Origin of the sequence: Pseudomonas sp. BIGb0164, assembly GCF_024810135.1 — a bacterium.
Lineage (GTDB): Bacteria > Pseudomonadota > Gammaproteobacteria > Pseudomonadales > Pseudomonadaceae > Aquipseudomonas.
In genome coordinates, this window is the sequence record NZ_JANUEA010000008.1 from 106,639 (window position 1) to 120,802 (window position 14,164).

Genomic DNA, 14,164 nt, shown 5'->3' on the forward strand with positions numbered 1-14,164 from the left:
GTCATACGCAAATCCAGAGGGTGCAATCGCCGGCAAGCCGGACGCCTGCAGGTCACGCGGGTGTGGCGATTGTTTTCTCGGCAGCAAGGTTCCTTGTATTCGGCGAAAGGATCAGCTGTGCGGCTTTTTCCGCAATCATCAGCGTAGGTGAACAGGTGTTGCCGGACGTGATGCGCGGCATGATCGAGGCGTCGGCGATGCGCAGGCCCGGCACGCCATGCACGCGCAGCTGTGCGTCCACCACGGCATCCGGGTCGTCGCCCATGCGGCAGGTGCCCACCGGATGGAAGATAGTCGTACCGATGCGGGCTGCTGCTTCGTGCAGTTCTTCTTCGGTTTGCAGCGAATCGCCGGGCAGGTATTCCACCGGCTTGAACTGGCTCAGGGCAGGCGCAGCGACAATGCGACGTGTCAGGCGGATCGCATCGGCGGCCACCCGCAAGTCTTCGGGATGGCTCAGGTAATTGGGGCGGATCAGCGGCGCATCCGCAGGGTTGGCAGAGCGAATATCAATGCGCCCGCGACTCTGTGGGCGCAGGTCGCACACCGATGCGGTGAACGCCGGGAACCCGTGCAGCGGTTCGCCGAAGCGCTCCAGGGACAGTGGCTGCACATGGTATTCAAGGTTGGCCGACGCCTGCTCGGGGCCCGAGCGGGCGAACGCCCCCAACTGACTGGGCGCCATCGACAGCGGGCCACTGCGGTCATACAGGTACTGCAGGCCCATGCCCATCTTGCCCCACACGGAACCGGCGATCTGGTTCAGGGTGCGGGCGTTTTCCAGCTTGTAGATCAGCCTTAATTGCAGGTGGTCTTGCAGGTTGCCGCCCACCCCAGGCAGTTCGCGCAGCACCTCGATGCCCAAGGGTTTGAGCACGTTGGACGGGCCGATGCCCGAGCGCTGCAGAATGCCGGGCGAACCCACGGAGCCGGCACACAACACGATTTCCTTGCGTGCCTTCCAGCTCACCTGCTGGCCATGCTGACGTGCGATGACCTGCGAAGCGCGGCCGTTTTCCAGCAGCACACGGTCGACGTCCACATCAGTCAGTACCGTGAGGTTGGGCCGATGGCGAACCGGCTTGAGAAACGCCTTTGCCGCGTTCCAGCGCACACCGGCTTTCTGGTTGACCTGGAAGTAGCCGCAGCCTTCGTTATCGCCGGTGTTGAAGTCGCTGATCGGCGCGATGCCGCTTTGCGCCGCGGCATCCCGAAACGCGTCGAGGATCGGCCAGTGCAGGCGCTGTTGTTCCACGCGCCATTCACCACCATCGCTGTGGAAGTCCGAGCCGCCGGCAAAGTGGTTTTCGCTGTGCTTGAACAGCGGGAGCACGTCGTTCCAGGCCCAGCCCGGGTTGCCCAGGGCCGCCCAGCCGTCGTAGTCCTGGGCCTGGCCACGCATGTAGATCATGCCGTTGATGGAGGAGCAGCCGCCCAATACTTTGCCGCGCGGATAACTCAGCGCACGGCCTTGCAGGCCTTCTTGGGCCTCGGTCTTGAAGCACCAGTCGGTGCGTGGGTTGCCGATGCAGAACAGGTAGCCGACGGGGATGTGGATCCAGGGGTAGTTGTCGCGGCCACCGGCTTCCAGTAGCAACACGCGGTGGGCGGAGTTGGCGGACAGTCGATTGGCCAGCAGGCAGCCTGCGGGGCCGGCGCCTACGACGATGTAATCGTATTCAGCAGTTGCAATGGGCATCTGAAGGTCTCGCTTGTTTTTCTTATGGGTTCCATCCTAGTTGTTAGTTTTCGTCTTAAAAATGTTAGTTTTTACCCAGCTGCTGTGCGTTTTTAAACAGCGCGGCCGGAGTTCATGCAATGGAGGCGACATGTTCGACTGGAATGACCTGCGATATTTTCTGGAGCTGCAACGCAGCGGCCGCCTGCTCACCGCCGCGCAACGCCTGAAAACCACCCACGCCACTGTGGCCCGGCATATCGAAGCCATCGAAAAAAGCCTCGGCACCGCGTTGTTCGTGCAGCACGCCCAGGGTTACGAACTCACCCCCGCGGGCGAAGCCTTGCTCAAGCACGCCGAGGCCATGGAAAACGTCGCGCTGCTGGCCGAAGACGAGCTCACCCACAGCGCCGCGCCCCTGGGCAAAATCCGCCTCGGCGTCGCCGAAGGCCTGGGCGTAATGTTCCTGGCCAGCCGCATGGGCGGGTTGTTCGAGCGCTACCCGGGGCTGGAGGTGGAGTTGGTGGCGGTGCCGCGCTTTGTCAGCATCCTCAACCGCGAAGCGGAAATCAGCATCCACCTCGAACGCCCCAGCGTCGACCAACTCGTCACCCGCAAGCTCACCGACTACCGCCTGGCGCTATACGCCAGCCGCGCCTACCTGGACCGCAACCCGCCGATCGAAAAACGCGAAGACCTCGCCGCCCACGCCTGGATCGATTACGTGGACGACCTGCTATTCAGCCAGGAACTCAAATTCCTCAGCAGCTTTTGCCGTAACCCCAAGGTGGTGTTCCACAGCACCAGTGTTATCGCCCAGCACCAGGCGGCGCGCTCGGGGCTGGGCATTGCGGTGTTGCCGTGCTTCATGGCCGCCGGCGACCCGGACCTGGTGCCGTTGCTGCCGGGGGAGGGGATACAACGCAGTTACTGGATCAGCTCGCGACGGGAGCTGCACAAGTCAGTGCGGCTGCGGGTGTTGTGGGATTACGTGGTGGAGTTGTGCGCGCGGGAGCAGGGCTTGTTGCTGGGTGAAACCCACTGAAGAAATCGGACCCTCACTGTGGGAGCTGGCTTGCCTGCGATGGCGGTGTATCAGTCGCCAGATTTATCAACTGACACACCGCAATCGCCGGCAAGCTGGCTCCTACAGGTCGGGGGGGTATTGCGTCAGGCGCGCAACTCAAACTCCGCGCTCCCCAACCTTTCCCCATTCACCAACACATGCACCACATGCCGGCCGGGGTAGTGCTTGCGGGTGGTCATGTCGCGAATGTGCTGCTCGCGCCGAACGTGCTGCTGCTCGCCGGCGCCCAGGCTGAAGGCCTTGAGCTTGAACACTTTGTTCGCACTGTGCCCGGCACTTTTCACGTAGTCGATGGCGTAGTCGACCACTAGCTTCTGTGGCGCAGCAGCGGTGGATTCCAGGCTGAAGGACAGATTGATGCGCTCGCCCAGGTTGATCACAGCCGGCGTGACCTTCAGGTGGTGAAGCTTCACCTCGGCCTTGGCCCCTGCGCCCATGATCGTCAGTGCGCGGGTGTTGCCTTGCTTGATCAGGCTGCGCAGGGCATGGCGGGCGATCCAGGCGGTGTGGGGGTTCTCCAGGTTCCAGCCTTCGATCAGGCCGAGCACCCAGTCGGGGTGGTCCTTGGTGATGTCGTTGAGGTGGTTGGCCACCGACTTGCGCACGTACAGGCTGGGGTCGGCCTTGAGGTTGTCGAGGATCGACGCGCACAGCTCGGGGTTGGCTTGCACATCGGCCAGGCGAAACGACCAGGGCAGGCGCGGGCGCGAGCCTTCGCTGGCTAGGCGGCGCACGTGTTCGTTGTCGTCCAGCGACCAGGCTTGCATCACCGCCAGGGTGCGCGGGAAGTCGTGCAGCAGAAAGTGGCGGATGGCGAATTCAGCGGAACCGAAAGTGGTGAAGTACTTCAGCGCGGCCATGGAACGCTTGAAATCATCCAGCCCGTAGCTCGCCACGTAGTGCGGCAGGAACAGGCTGACAAACGAACTGTTCAAGCGCGGTGCCAGGGCATGCAGCAGCTTGAGTGTTTGCGGGTAATCCAGAGGTATCACCGCGTGCAGGCTCTCGCTGACCCGCGCCATGCGCTGCATCACCGACAACTCGGCCAGCCCGGCCTTGGCGTGTTTGAGAAACCCCTTGGCGTCGAACGCCGGGTACACCGCTGTCATCTCGGTGGCGATGTGTTGCAGGCGTTCGACGTTGAAAATTTCCTTGAGGGCCGGGGCGCTTTGGTCGGTCATCGGTGATTCCATTGGGTGGGGTCAGAGAAACCAGCGGTATTCCCGCGCATGAATCTCTTGCTGGAAGGCCAGGTGGTCCTGGCGTTTGTTCTCGCAGTACACGTCGACAAATTCGGCGCCCAGCTTATCGCGCAATACCGGTTGGTGGTGCATGGCACGCACGGCTTCGAGCATTTCCAGGGGGAAGTCGGTGCCGCTGCTGCGGTCCTCGTTCAGCGGTGCGATGGGCTCGCGTTTGGCTTCAAGGCCATGCTCCAGGCCGACCAGGATCGCCGCCAGCACCAGGTACGGGTTGGCATCGGCACTGGCCAGGCGGTGCTCGATGCGCAGGTTGCGCGGGTCGGACTCAGGGATACGCACGCACGCGTCGCGGTCTTCAAAGCCCCAACTGGCGCGAGTCGCCGCATTCACCGTGCCGCCCAGGCGGCGGAAGGCATTGCTGTTGGGCGAAAAGATCGGCATGCAGTGGGGCAGCAACTCCAGGCAACCGGCCACGGCGTGGCGCAACGGTTGCTGCTGGTGCGCGGCCAGCAGGTTATTGCCCGCGCCGTCATACAGGCTGACGTGCACATGCATGCCGCTGCCGGGGTATTGCAGGTACGGCTTAGCCATGAAACTGGCGCGATAACCGTGCTTGAGCGCCACGCCTCGGGTGCTGCGGCAGAACAGGGCGGCCCAGTCAGCGGCGCGCAGGCCATCGTCCAAATGACCGAAGTTGATCTCGAACTGGCCGGGGCCGATTTCGGCGGTGATCACCGTGATGTCGATGCCCTGGTCCTTGGCGGTCTGCGCCATGTCATCCAGTACCTCGCTGAAGCGTGACAGCCGTTCGATGTGCAGGTTGGGCTGGTCATCGGCGTCATCACTCAACGGGTCGCGGGCGAACTGCGGCAGGCCGTTATCGAGCTTTTTGTCGAACAGGTAGAACTCCAGCTCGAACGCCACCACCGGGTGAATGCCCTTGTGCTGCAGGCGCTCCAGCACCTTGGCCAACACCTCGCGGGGTTCGAATTCGATCGGCGCCTCGGTGCCGTCGGAGGTGATGAGCATCTGGCCCAACGGCTGCGATTCCCAGCTCACCGGCTTGAGCGTACCGGGCACCAGCCGGCGGTTGGCGTCCGGGTCGCCGTCGTTGAAGCAGTAGTCACCAATCTTGAACAGCCCACCCTGGGCCCCCAGCAGCACAGCGTTCTGCGGCAACTTCAAGGGGCTGCCGGCGGCAACTTTTTCCAGCATCTCGATGGGGTAGCGTTTGCCGTAGAAGTGCCCGGGAATGTCCAGGGCGATCAGGTCGACATAACGCACATCGGGATGGTTCTGGCGAAAGGTCCGTACTTCGGCCAGTAACGTGGAGGCATGGCTTTTCACGGGTGCAGCTCCTAGTTGTAAACCCACAGTACGCGGGCGGGCAGGTCGGTCAGGTTGGCATAGCGGCAATGGGCAAAACTGGCCAGGTGGAAGCTGTCGCCGGGGCCGAGGGTGACCGAATCGGCTTCGCCCTCCACCCACAGTGTCAACTCGCCTTCCAGCACGAAACCGGCCTGTTCGGCGCGGTCGCTCATGGTTTGTTCACCGCTGTTGGCGCCGGGGGCAAGCAGGCTGTCGAGCATCGAGAAGGCGCCGTTCATGCTGGGCGAGACGAGGATGTCGGTGATGCCATTGGCGTAATACACCGTGCGCCGTTCGTTGGGACGAGTGATCCAGTCCACCGCCTTGGGTTTGGGCTGGCTGTAGAAGTAAGTGGTGGGCACGTCGAGGGCGTGGCTGATGGCCGTGAGGTCCGCCACGGTCGGGCGCGACAGGCCGCGTTCAACCTGAGACAGGAAACCCACCGAGCGCTCGATTTTCTGCGCGAGCTGGGCGAGGGTGAGCTTCTTGTGCTTGCGCAGGTCGTGGATCAGCGCGGCGAGGGTGGCGAGTTCTTCTTGTGGGGTCATGAAATTTATTTCGATAAATTTCATGAAAAATTACAGGATTTATTTCACGCGGGCAATGCTACTGATTACCTATGTGGCGAGGGAGCTTGCTCCCGCTGGGCCGCGAAGCGGCCCCAATGGCTTCAGCGCGTTGATTCAGAAAGGCCTCGGTCTGACTTTTGGGGCTGCTGCGCAGCCCAGCGGGAGCAAGCTCCCTCGCCACAGGGGGAACGGTGACATATTGGGACACTGTACAGAGCAAGAGCATTGGGGGCGCCTGCTAGGTTGAAGGCATTAATTATTCATTCAGAGGAGCAGAGGATTGCTTCAAAAGCCCAATTCTCATTTGTTACGCCGTGGTCGTTATTCGGAATCAGGTCGCGCCTATCTGGTCACTGCTGTGGTTTATCAAAGACGCCCCGTTTTCACCAACCTTTATCTAGGACGGTTATTGGTTGCAGAGTTCAAGCAGGCGCACGACCTCAGCCTGGTTGAATCCCTTGCGTGGGTCATCATGCCGGACCATTTCCACTGGCTGTTTGAGTTGCGAGACGCAGCATTACCCCAGGTCATGAGGCGGGTGAAATCCAAGAGTACCTTGGCCATCAATCGTGCCCGTGGCGCACAGGGAGCTTTTTGGCAAAGCTGCTACCATGACCGCGCAGCCCGTGCAGAAGAAGACCTTATACAAATCGCGCGATACATCATCGGCAATCCCTTGCGAGCAGGTCTGGTCGATCATGTGGGTGATTACCCCCTATGGGACGCCGCCTGGCTATAAAGGCAACCCCTGTGGCGAGGGAGCTTGCTCCCGCTGGGCCGCGAAGCGGCCCCAATGGCTTCAGCGCGTTGATTCAGAAAGGCCTCGGTCTGACTTTTGGGGCTGCTGCGCAGCCCAGCGGGAGCAAGCTCCCTCGCCACAGGGTTGATTGAATGATCACGCGTGGCAGTGGTCCGACCTTAGGTACGCCTCATCCCTTGAAGGAGCACCCATGAAATCAACGTCCCTGATCGCCAGCCTGCTGGTCGCCACCAGCCTGTCCACTGCCAGCTTCATCGTGCAGGCCGGTGATACTCCGCAAGAAACCGTGCAACCTTCCAGCATCAACACCCGCGATTTGAAAGAAGGCGACCGTGCCCCGGATATCCTGATGCGCAAGGAATCGGCCGTCAGCGACTGGAAACAGCGCGGCCTCAAACAGCCTGAGGCCGACAGCCAATGGGCGCGTGTAGGCGATAAGTTCGTGCTGCTCAAGACCACCAATGGCACCATTCTTGAGATCACGCCCGTCAAGAAATGACCTTGCATTTTGTCCCAGCTCATGCGTTAAGGTAGCCGGCTATAGACGCCGCGTTACCTTAAGAGAAAGAGAGCAGGATGCTTGCCACAATAAGAAACTACCCCCGTACCGTTAACCTGTTGCTGTCCGCCACGTTGCTGCTGACGCTGGCCAAGGCGATCACGTTTCCCTACCTCGTCATCTACCTTTCCAGCCACTTTGCCCTGGACATCACCGAGGTCGGCCTGGTGATCGGCAGTTCGTTGATCGTCGGTTCGCTGCTCAGCGTGTACGGCGGTTTCCTGGTCGACCGCATCAACAGCTATCGCTTGCTGCTGGCCTTGAGTGTGCTGTTCGTATTGGGCTTTATCGGCACAGTGCTCGCGCAGAATATCTGGGCGTTCTACAGCTGTCTGATCCTGATCAACCTGGCATATGCGGTGATCGATATCGCGGTGAAGGCCGGTTTTGCCGTCCTGCTGCCCGAGGATGCGCGCAGCGAAGTGTTTTCCATCAAGTACACCCTGACCAATATCGGTTACGCCGTGGGCCCGGCGTTCGGGGCGATAGTGGCCAAGCTGGATATCAGCGTGCCGTTTATCCTGTCGGCGCTGATGGGGGTGGGGTTCTTCCTGCTGTACTGGCGCTGGGGCGACCGCACCCTGGCGACCGTTGATGCCACGCAAAAGCCGGTGCCGTTCCTTGCCGTCGGCCGTGTTCTGTTAAGGGATCATCGCCTGGTGTGCTTCACCCTCGGCGGTGTGCTCAGCGCCGTGGTGTTCGGCCAGTTCACAGCATGGCTGTCGCAATACCTGGTGACCACCACCACGGCCGAATACACCTACACCGTGGTCAGCGCCGTGCTGACCACCAACGCAGTGCTGGTGATCGCCCTGCAATACGTGATCGGGCGGCGGATTTCCCACCGTTACCTGGGCCAGTGGCTGGTCGCCGGCCTGGGCATGTTCATGCTGGGCTTGATCGGTTTTGCGCTGTCCACCAGCGTGCTGTGGTGGGTGCTGGCGATGGCGGTGTTCACGGTGGGGGAGATCATCGTGTTTCCGGCCGAGTACATGTTCATCGACCGCATCGCCCCGGACCACCTGCGGGGCATGTATTACGGGGCGCAGAACTTGTCCAACCTGGGCGCCGCCCTTGGGCCGGTGCTGTGTGGGCTGGTGTTGGCCAACCTGCCGGCTCACACCATGTTCTACATGCTGGGGGCATTCATCGTCGGGGGCGGGGTGTTCTATTTCATTGGGGCGTCGTTGAAGGCAAATCATCCAGCGTGAGCTTGCCCATGGTGTTGCTCTGCAGTTCGTAGCGCAGCTCTTCCACCATCTTTTCCACTTCTTGCGGGGTCTGCAGCCGGTTGGTGCTGATCCCGGTGACCACCAGGTCCACCCGGCCGGTGTCCAGGTCGTAGACCTTGAGGGTCAGGGACGCGTCACGGCACAGGGTGAACTCACAGGTCAGTGGCGACAAGCCTTCTTCAATGCAGTTGCGCAGTTGGGCGAGGGTAAACATGCGGGTTCCTTCAGGGCATCATTTCGATGCCTTAAAGGGTATGACTTGGTCTGCGCTGCAATAAGGCGAATTCGCACTAGCGGCACTAGTGCATTTGCACTTTCAGTGCCTACTTTTTGAGGCGCAGTTCCCCGGCAAACAGCCCGCGTTCACGGGCCCAGACGATCGCCGCGCTGCGGCTGTGCACGCCCAGTTTCGAGTACACCGTGGCCACATGGTTGCGCACGGTATTGGGCGCCAGTTTCAGGCGTGAAGCGATCTCCTTATCGGCCAGGCCTTCGCAGATCAGGCCCAGCACATCGCGCTCGCGGGCGGTGAGGTCGGTGAAGGCCACGTTCGGCAGGTTGGGGCTGTTGACGCTCTTGGCGTTGGCCAGCTTCTCGATCAGGGTCTGGCTGAACCAGGACGCGTCCTGCATCACTTCCTCGATGGCGGCCACCAGTTCCAGTTCCGAGCGCTTGCGCTCAGTGATGTTCATCAGCACCAGCAAATAGCAAGGCACGTCCTGGATGATCACGGTGTCGGCGGAGACCACACAGTCGATCACCTCGTTGCCTTTCTTGCGCACCTTGAGGTCCTGGCCTTCGAGGTTGCCGGCCTTTTCCAGGGTGGCGAACAACTGGTTGCCGGCCTGGGGGCTGTCGATGAAGTCGATGTCTTCGATGGACTTGCCGATCAATTCCTCGCTGGTGTACCCGGTAATGCTCATGAACGCTTCGTTGATATCCACCACCTGCCGGTTGGCGGCGCCGCACACTAGCGTGGGCACCGGTGTCAGGCGGAACGACTTGGCAAAGCGCTCCTCGCTCTGGCGCAGGGCGATTTCCGCCTTGCGCCGGGGTTCCAGATCCATGAACGAAAACAGCATGCAGTCCTCTTCGTTCATGTCCAGCGGCTGGCCGGCGACGATCACCAGCTTGCTACCGCCTTCGGGCAACCGCAGCTCGGCCTGCATTTGCGGGATGGTTGCGCCTTCCCCCAGGCGCTGAATGGCCAGGTCCTTGCGTTCGGCCTGTTCCAGCACGTCCAGTTCATACACGGATTTGCCGATGACCTGGTCGCGGTTGTAGCCAGTCATCTCCAGGAAGCCCTGGTTGACCTTGATGTAGCGCAGGTCGCTGAGGCGGCAAATCACCGCGGGGGCGGGGTTGGCGTTGAAGGTCTTTTCGAAACGCTGCTCGGCGCTGGCCCATTCGGTGGCGTCGCTGAGGATCAGCACCAGCAATTCCGGCTCGCCATGGGAGTCGGTGATCACCAGGCTGCGCAGGCGGTGCACCCAGGTCCGTTCTTCGTCGCGGGTGGGGGTGACTTCCACCACTACGTCGGTGAACTCCTCGCCGGTGGCCGCACGCGCCAGGGGGTAATTTTCCAGCAATACCGGGTGGTTGTTGCGATAGCGCAGGGCAAAGCGTTCGGCGTATTCCTGGGTATTGGCGCCAAGGGCCATCACGGCTTCGACACCGTGCATGGCCAGGGCGGCCTCATTGGCCCAGAGGATGGTCTGGTCGACTTCGGCAAGGATAATCCCGTCGGACAGCCCGGAGATGATTTGCTGCAGTTGGCGGCGGTTGGTTTCTTTGGCAAGAACGGCCTGGGTCATAGGTTCTCCGGGGTTTGAGGCGCATGGAAGGTACGACACCCGGGCTTCAGGATAGTGCAGAGCAATTGCCCGCGGCGGGGTGCGAATGCACCAGGCGGCCTGGTGCATTTGAGCGGGGACGAAGGGGGCGGGCGCTGGCCAGACTGAAACGGTCAAAAACTGTCAAAGGATCGATCATGACCACTGTCTATGAAACTAATCGCTCGCTGTTTCGCGTGTCCTGGAGTTCGGTATTGGCCGGGAGTGCCATTGCGCTGGTGACCTACCTGGTGCTCAGTGTGCTGGGCACTGCCATCGGCGCGAGTGCAGTGGACCCGCTGGAAACCGGTAACCCGTTGCGCGGCTTTGGCACGGGGGCCGGGATCTGGCTGTTTGTTTCGACCTTGCTGGCGATTGCTGCCGGCGCGTTTGTCGCCGGGCGCACCGCACCTGATCGTGGCGGCTTGCACGGCGTGCTGACCTGGACCCTCACCACCTTGCTCACCACTTGGTTGCTGGCAGGGCTGGCGGCCAGCGTAGTCGGCACGGCCGGCAATGTAGTCGGCAAAGGTTTGTCGGTGGCGGGTAGCGGCATCGCGGCTGCAGCGCCGGGCATTGGCGACAGCGTCAAGCAGCAGCTCAATGAGCAGGGCATCCAGCTGGACTGGAACAGCCTGCAAGGCCAACTCGACACCTTGCTCAAGCAAAGCGGCAAGCCTGAATTGGACCCGGCCAACGTCGAGCAAAAAACCGACCAGGCTGCCGCTGACGGCAAGCAAGTCGCCACCGAGGCTGCAACCAACCCGGCACAAGCGGGCGATCAGTTGAAGCAGTGGTTCGAGCGTGTGAAAGCTTCCGGCGAGCCGGCCTTGAACGCTGCGGACAAAGATGCTCTGGTGAACATCGTGGCGGCCCGTACCGGCAAGAGTAAGGAGGAGGCAACCCAGATCGTCGACAACTATGCCCAGGCGTATCAGCAAGCCATGCAGAAGGTCGATGAGCTGAAACAGCAGGCTGAACAGAAGGCCCGTGAAGCCGCCGATGTGGCCGCCAAACAGCTCTCCCGCGCGGCCTGGAGCACCCTGGCCATGTTGTTGCTGGGCGCGGCCTTGAGTTTCTTCGTAGGGCGCACAGCGCTGACAACCCGTCGGGTACCGCTGGCTTAACAGGGTTTGCAGCAAGGATGCTGCTTTTCACTGGCACCAAACATGCTAGTGTCAGGGTTCACACCCCCACCGGCAGTCCCTGGCGATGCGTGATATCTACAGCGTCTTCAATTCCAATGGTGCCTATGAAACCGCGGCCCATGCCCATGACGAGTTCATGTTGATGGTGCCCGAGCACGGCTTGCTGCGCTTCAAGGACGAAGACAGCGGGCGTAGCACGTCGGTGGTCGACCGCCAGTTCGTGCTGGTGCCGCCGCAGTGCAGCCATTCCTCCTCGTCACTCACCGCCAGCCAGGGCCACCTGGCGTTCTACGTCGACCCCGACTACATGCACTACGCGCTGCGCGACCTGTCCGGGGACGCCAATCGCCTGTTGCGCGTGCCCACCCTGGGCATCTGGCAAACCTCCGCGCCGCTGCACCATTTGCTGCTGGCGAAAAAAGCCTTCAGCCAGCCCGACCCGTATGTGGACCGAAGCCGCCAACTGGCCCAGGCCGACCACTTGCTGCTGCTCGAATGCCTGGCGATTTCCCTCAGCCAGCCGAGCCTGCAACGCTCCTCCACCGAGCGTCACGGCGCCATGCTGGTGCGCGATGTGAAGGCCTATGTGGAGGGCAACCTTGAACACGCGCCGGGGCTGGATGACATCGCGGCGGTGTTCCATATGTCGCGTCGTCACCTGACCCGCTTGTTTGCCCAGCATACGGGCGAAACGGTGTTGGCCTATGTCCAGCGCCTGCGCCTGGAACGTGCGCAAACCCTGCTGCGACACACGCGCATGTCGGTGCTGGAGGTGGCCAACAGCGTCGGCTATGAATCGCCTTCGCACCTGGCCCATGTGTTTCGCCGGGTGGTGGGCGTTTCCCCGGATGAATGGCGCCGCGCCTGACCCTTCCTCAATAATCGCCTTAACACCACTGGACCCTGTGGGAGCTGGCTTGCCTGCGATAGCGGTATGTCATTCACCACCGCTATCGCAGGCAAGCCAGCTCCCACAGTTGATTCGGTTCATGCAGTTAGATTTCCAGCAATCGATGGCCCAATCCCGCGCGTGATCCGGCCCGATCCCGTGCGCCACAAATCTGTCATCCGTTCATCCTCTGTTCACCAACAACGAACAAGTCCGGCGTACCGGACGAGGAGGGGCGGTGAGCGCAACACCCTTTATTCAATTCTCAGGCGTGCAAAAAAGCTTCAAGGTCGAGGGCCGCCATTTTGTGGCCGTACGCAATGTGTCGCTGCAGGTGCAGCGCGGTGAAATCATCACCCTGGTCGGCCCGTCGGGCTGTGGCAAATCCACCTTGCTTAACATGACGGCCGGGCTGTTCGGGCCCACCGAAGGTCAGGTGCATTACGACGGCGCCGAGGTCAAAGGCGTGAACACGCGGGTGGGCTACATGACCCAGGCCGACCACCTGCTGCCCTGGCGCACCGTGGCCGGCAATATCGCGGTGCCGTTGCAGATTCGCCGCGTGCCCAAGGCGCAGATCGACGCGCGGGTCGAAGAGCTGATGGCCTTGGTGGGCCTTACCGGCTTTGGCGAAAGCTACCCCAACCAGCTTTCCGGTGGCATGCGTAAACGTGCGGCCATGGCGCGCTTGATGGCCAGCGACCCGGAAACCCTGCTGATGGACGAACCCTTCGGCGCCCTCGATGCGCAGATGCGCCTGACCCTGCAAACCGAACTGTTGCGTCTGTGCCGCAAGCTGAACAAGACCGTGCTGTTCGTGACCCATGATGTCGACGAAGCGATCGCCCTGGCCGACCGCTGCGTGGTGTTCGCCGGGCGCCCGGGCACCATCGACCATGTGCTCGACATCCCCCTGACGGGCGAGCGCAACCTCGTGCAACTGCGCTCCGATCCGCGCTACGTGGCGCTCTGCGCCGAACTGTGGAAACGCCTCGCGCCAGACGTCGCCGGCGCGGCCGATCCCGCTTCATTGGCTCACTCACTGGAGGTCGTATGATCCAGGTTTATCGCGTGTTGTTCCTGGTGTTCCTGCTGCTGCTGTGGGAGGGCGTGTCGCGCTGGTTCGGCGTGGAGTTCTTTATCAGCCGCCCCTCGGCGGTGGCGCAGAGCCTGTGGAAAATCCTGTTGAACGGGGTGTTTTTCTACCACGCCGGCATCACCACACTGGAAGCCGTACTGGGCTTTTTCTTCGGTTCCCTCGCGGGCTTGATCGCAGGCCTGGTGCTGGGCCGGGCGAAGGTGCTGGCGGATATCCTCGACCCGTTTCTCACCGCGTTCTACAGCCTGCCCAAGGTGGCGCTGGCGCCGCTGTTCATCCTCTGGTTTGGCATCGGCTTGCCGATGAAAGTGATCCTGACCGCCGCCGTGGTGTTCTTCCTGGTGTTTCTCAACACCTACAGCGGGGTGCGCAACGTGTCCCGCGAGCAACTGACGATCCTGCGCCTGATGGGCGCCAAGGAGCGCGACCTGCTGACCATGGTGGTGATCCCGTCGGCGTTCACCTGGGTGTTCACCGGCCTGCGTTTGTCGGTGCCCTATGCACTGATCGGAGCCCTGGTGGGCGAGATCATCGCCGCCAACCGTGGCCTGGGTTACTTGCTGTCCGATGCCGCCTCGCAGTTCGACACCGCCGGCGTGTTCGCCGCGCTGGCGGGCATCATCGCCCTGGCCCTGATCCTCAATACTGCGGTGAAGCTGGCCGAGCGCAAGCTCATGCCCTGGAAAGCCAATGAAGCGGAACGTGAAGTTGCGGTTTAACCCCCTTTAGTCGTGGAGCTTG

Annotated in this window: 14 protein-coding genes; 8 read left to right on the top strand and 6 right to left on the bottom strand. The window is 61.8% G+C overall.

The annotated features are described in order from the left end of the window. Positions 1-52 precede the first annotated feature (52 nt). On the bottom strand, positions 53-1,699 hold the full coding sequence (locus tag M2394_RS21200; protein ID WP_259174448.1) for a GMC family oxidoreductase: 1,647 nt from the start codon (positions 1,697-1,699) through the stop codon (positions 53-55). A 130-nt stretch (positions 1,700-1,829) separates the two neighbouring features. Between M2394_RS21200 and M2394_RS21205 the strand changes: the two genes are divergently transcribed. Beyond that, positions 1,830-2,723 (top strand): LysR family transcriptional regulator, encoded by an 894-nt coding sequence (locus M2394_RS21205; protein ID WP_178923999.1) that lies wholly within the window; start codon positions 1,830-1,832, stop codon positions 2,721-2,723. A 125-nt stretch (positions 2,724-2,848) separates the two neighbouring features. On the opposite strand, the gene M2394_RS21210 is transcribed toward M2394_RS21205, so the two are convergent. From M2394_RS21210 to M2394_RS21220, 3 genes are read right to left on the bottom strand one after another with little or no spacing between them, the layout of a single operon-like run. Beyond that, positions 2,849-3,946: a DNA alkylation repair protein gene (locus tag M2394_RS21210; RefSeq protein WP_178924000.1), complete on the bottom strand. Its 1,098-nt coding sequence runs from the start codon at positions 3,944-3,946 to the stop codon at positions 2,849-2,851. 21 nt (positions 3,947-3,967) lie between these two features. Continuing rightward, the gene (locus M2394_RS21215) at positions 3,968-5,314 is read right to left on the bottom strand and encodes a glutamine synthetase family protein (RefSeq protein WP_259174450.1); all 1,347 of its coding nucleotides are present in this window, start codon (positions 5,312-5,314) and stop codon (positions 3,968-3,970) included. An 11-nt stretch (positions 5,315-5,325) separates the two neighbouring features. Continuing rightward, positions 5,326-5,883 (bottom strand): helix-turn-helix domain-containing protein, encoded by a 558-nt coding sequence (locus M2394_RS21220; protein WP_010211306.1) that lies wholly within the window; start codon positions 5,881-5,883, stop codon positions 5,326-5,328. 301 nt (positions 5,884-6,184) lie between these two features. Between M2394_RS21220 and M2394_RS21225 the strand changes: the two genes are divergently transcribed. The 3 genes from M2394_RS21225 (at position 6,185) to M2394_RS21235 (ending at position 8,434) form a co-directional block, all read left to right on the top strand. Continuing rightward, on the top strand, positions 6,185-6,643 hold the full coding sequence (locus M2394_RS21225; protein ID WP_259174451.1) for an REP-associated tyrosine transposase: 459 nt from the start codon (positions 6,185-6,187) through the stop codon (positions 6,641-6,643). A gap of 211 nt (positions 6,644-6,854) precedes the next feature. Further along, complete coding sequence (locus tag M2394_RS21230; RefSeq protein ID WP_259174452.1) at positions 6,855-7,163, top strand: RcnB family protein; 309 nt, start codon at positions 6,855-6,857, stop codon at positions 7,161-7,163. A gap of 77 nt (positions 7,164-7,240) precedes the next feature. Then, positions 7,241-8,434, top strand: coding sequence for an MFS transporter (locus M2394_RS21235; RefSeq protein WP_178924004.1), 1,194 nt, complete (start codon positions 7,241-7,243; stop codon positions 8,432-8,434). On the opposite strand, the gene M2394_RS21240 is transcribed toward M2394_RS21235, so the two are convergent. Further along, positions 8,397-8,669 (bottom strand): DUF1652 domain-containing protein, encoded by a 273-nt coding sequence (locus M2394_RS21240; RefSeq protein WP_176997566.1) that lies wholly within the window; start codon positions 8,667-8,669, stop codon positions 8,397-8,399. The genes M2394_RS21235 and M2394_RS21240 overlap by 38 nt on opposite strands. Positions 8,670-8,778: 109 nt before the next feature. After that, complete coding sequence (locus tag M2394_RS21245) at positions 8,779-10,269, bottom strand: helix-turn-helix transcriptional regulator (RefSeq protein WP_178924005.1); 1,491 nt, start codon at positions 10,267-10,269, stop codon at positions 8,779-8,781. A gap of 176 nt (positions 10,270-10,445) precedes the next feature. Here M2394_RS21245 and M2394_RS21250 point away from each other — a divergent pair, with 176 nt between their 5' ends. The 4 genes from M2394_RS21250 to M2394_RS21265 all read left to right on the top strand — a co-directional run bounded on the left by M2394_RS21250 (position 10,446) and on the right by M2394_RS21265 (position 14,142). Further along, positions 10,446-11,414 (top strand): hypothetical protein, encoded by a 969-nt coding sequence (locus tag M2394_RS21250; protein WP_259174454.1) that lies wholly within the window; start codon positions 10,446-10,448, stop codon positions 11,412-11,414. 85 nt (positions 11,415-11,499) lie between these two features. Further along, positions 11,500-12,303, top strand: coding sequence for an AraC family transcriptional regulator (locus tag M2394_RS21255; protein ID WP_178924009.1), 804 nt, complete (start codon positions 11,500-11,502; stop codon positions 12,301-12,303). A gap of 259 nt (positions 12,304-12,562) precedes the next feature. Further along, positions 12,563-13,381: an ABC transporter ATP-binding protein gene (locus tag M2394_RS21260; protein ID WP_259174455.1), complete on the top strand. Its 819-nt coding sequence runs from the start codon at positions 12,563-12,565 to the stop codon at positions 13,379-13,381. Then, positions 13,378-14,142, top strand: a complete 765-nt coding sequence (locus M2394_RS21265) for an ABC transporter permease (RefSeq protein ID WP_178924013.1) — start codon at positions 13,378-13,380, stop codon at positions 14,140-14,142. The genes M2394_RS21260 and M2394_RS21265 overlap by 4 nt, the downstream gene beginning before the upstream one ends. Positions 14,143-14,164 lie beyond the last annotated feature (22 nt).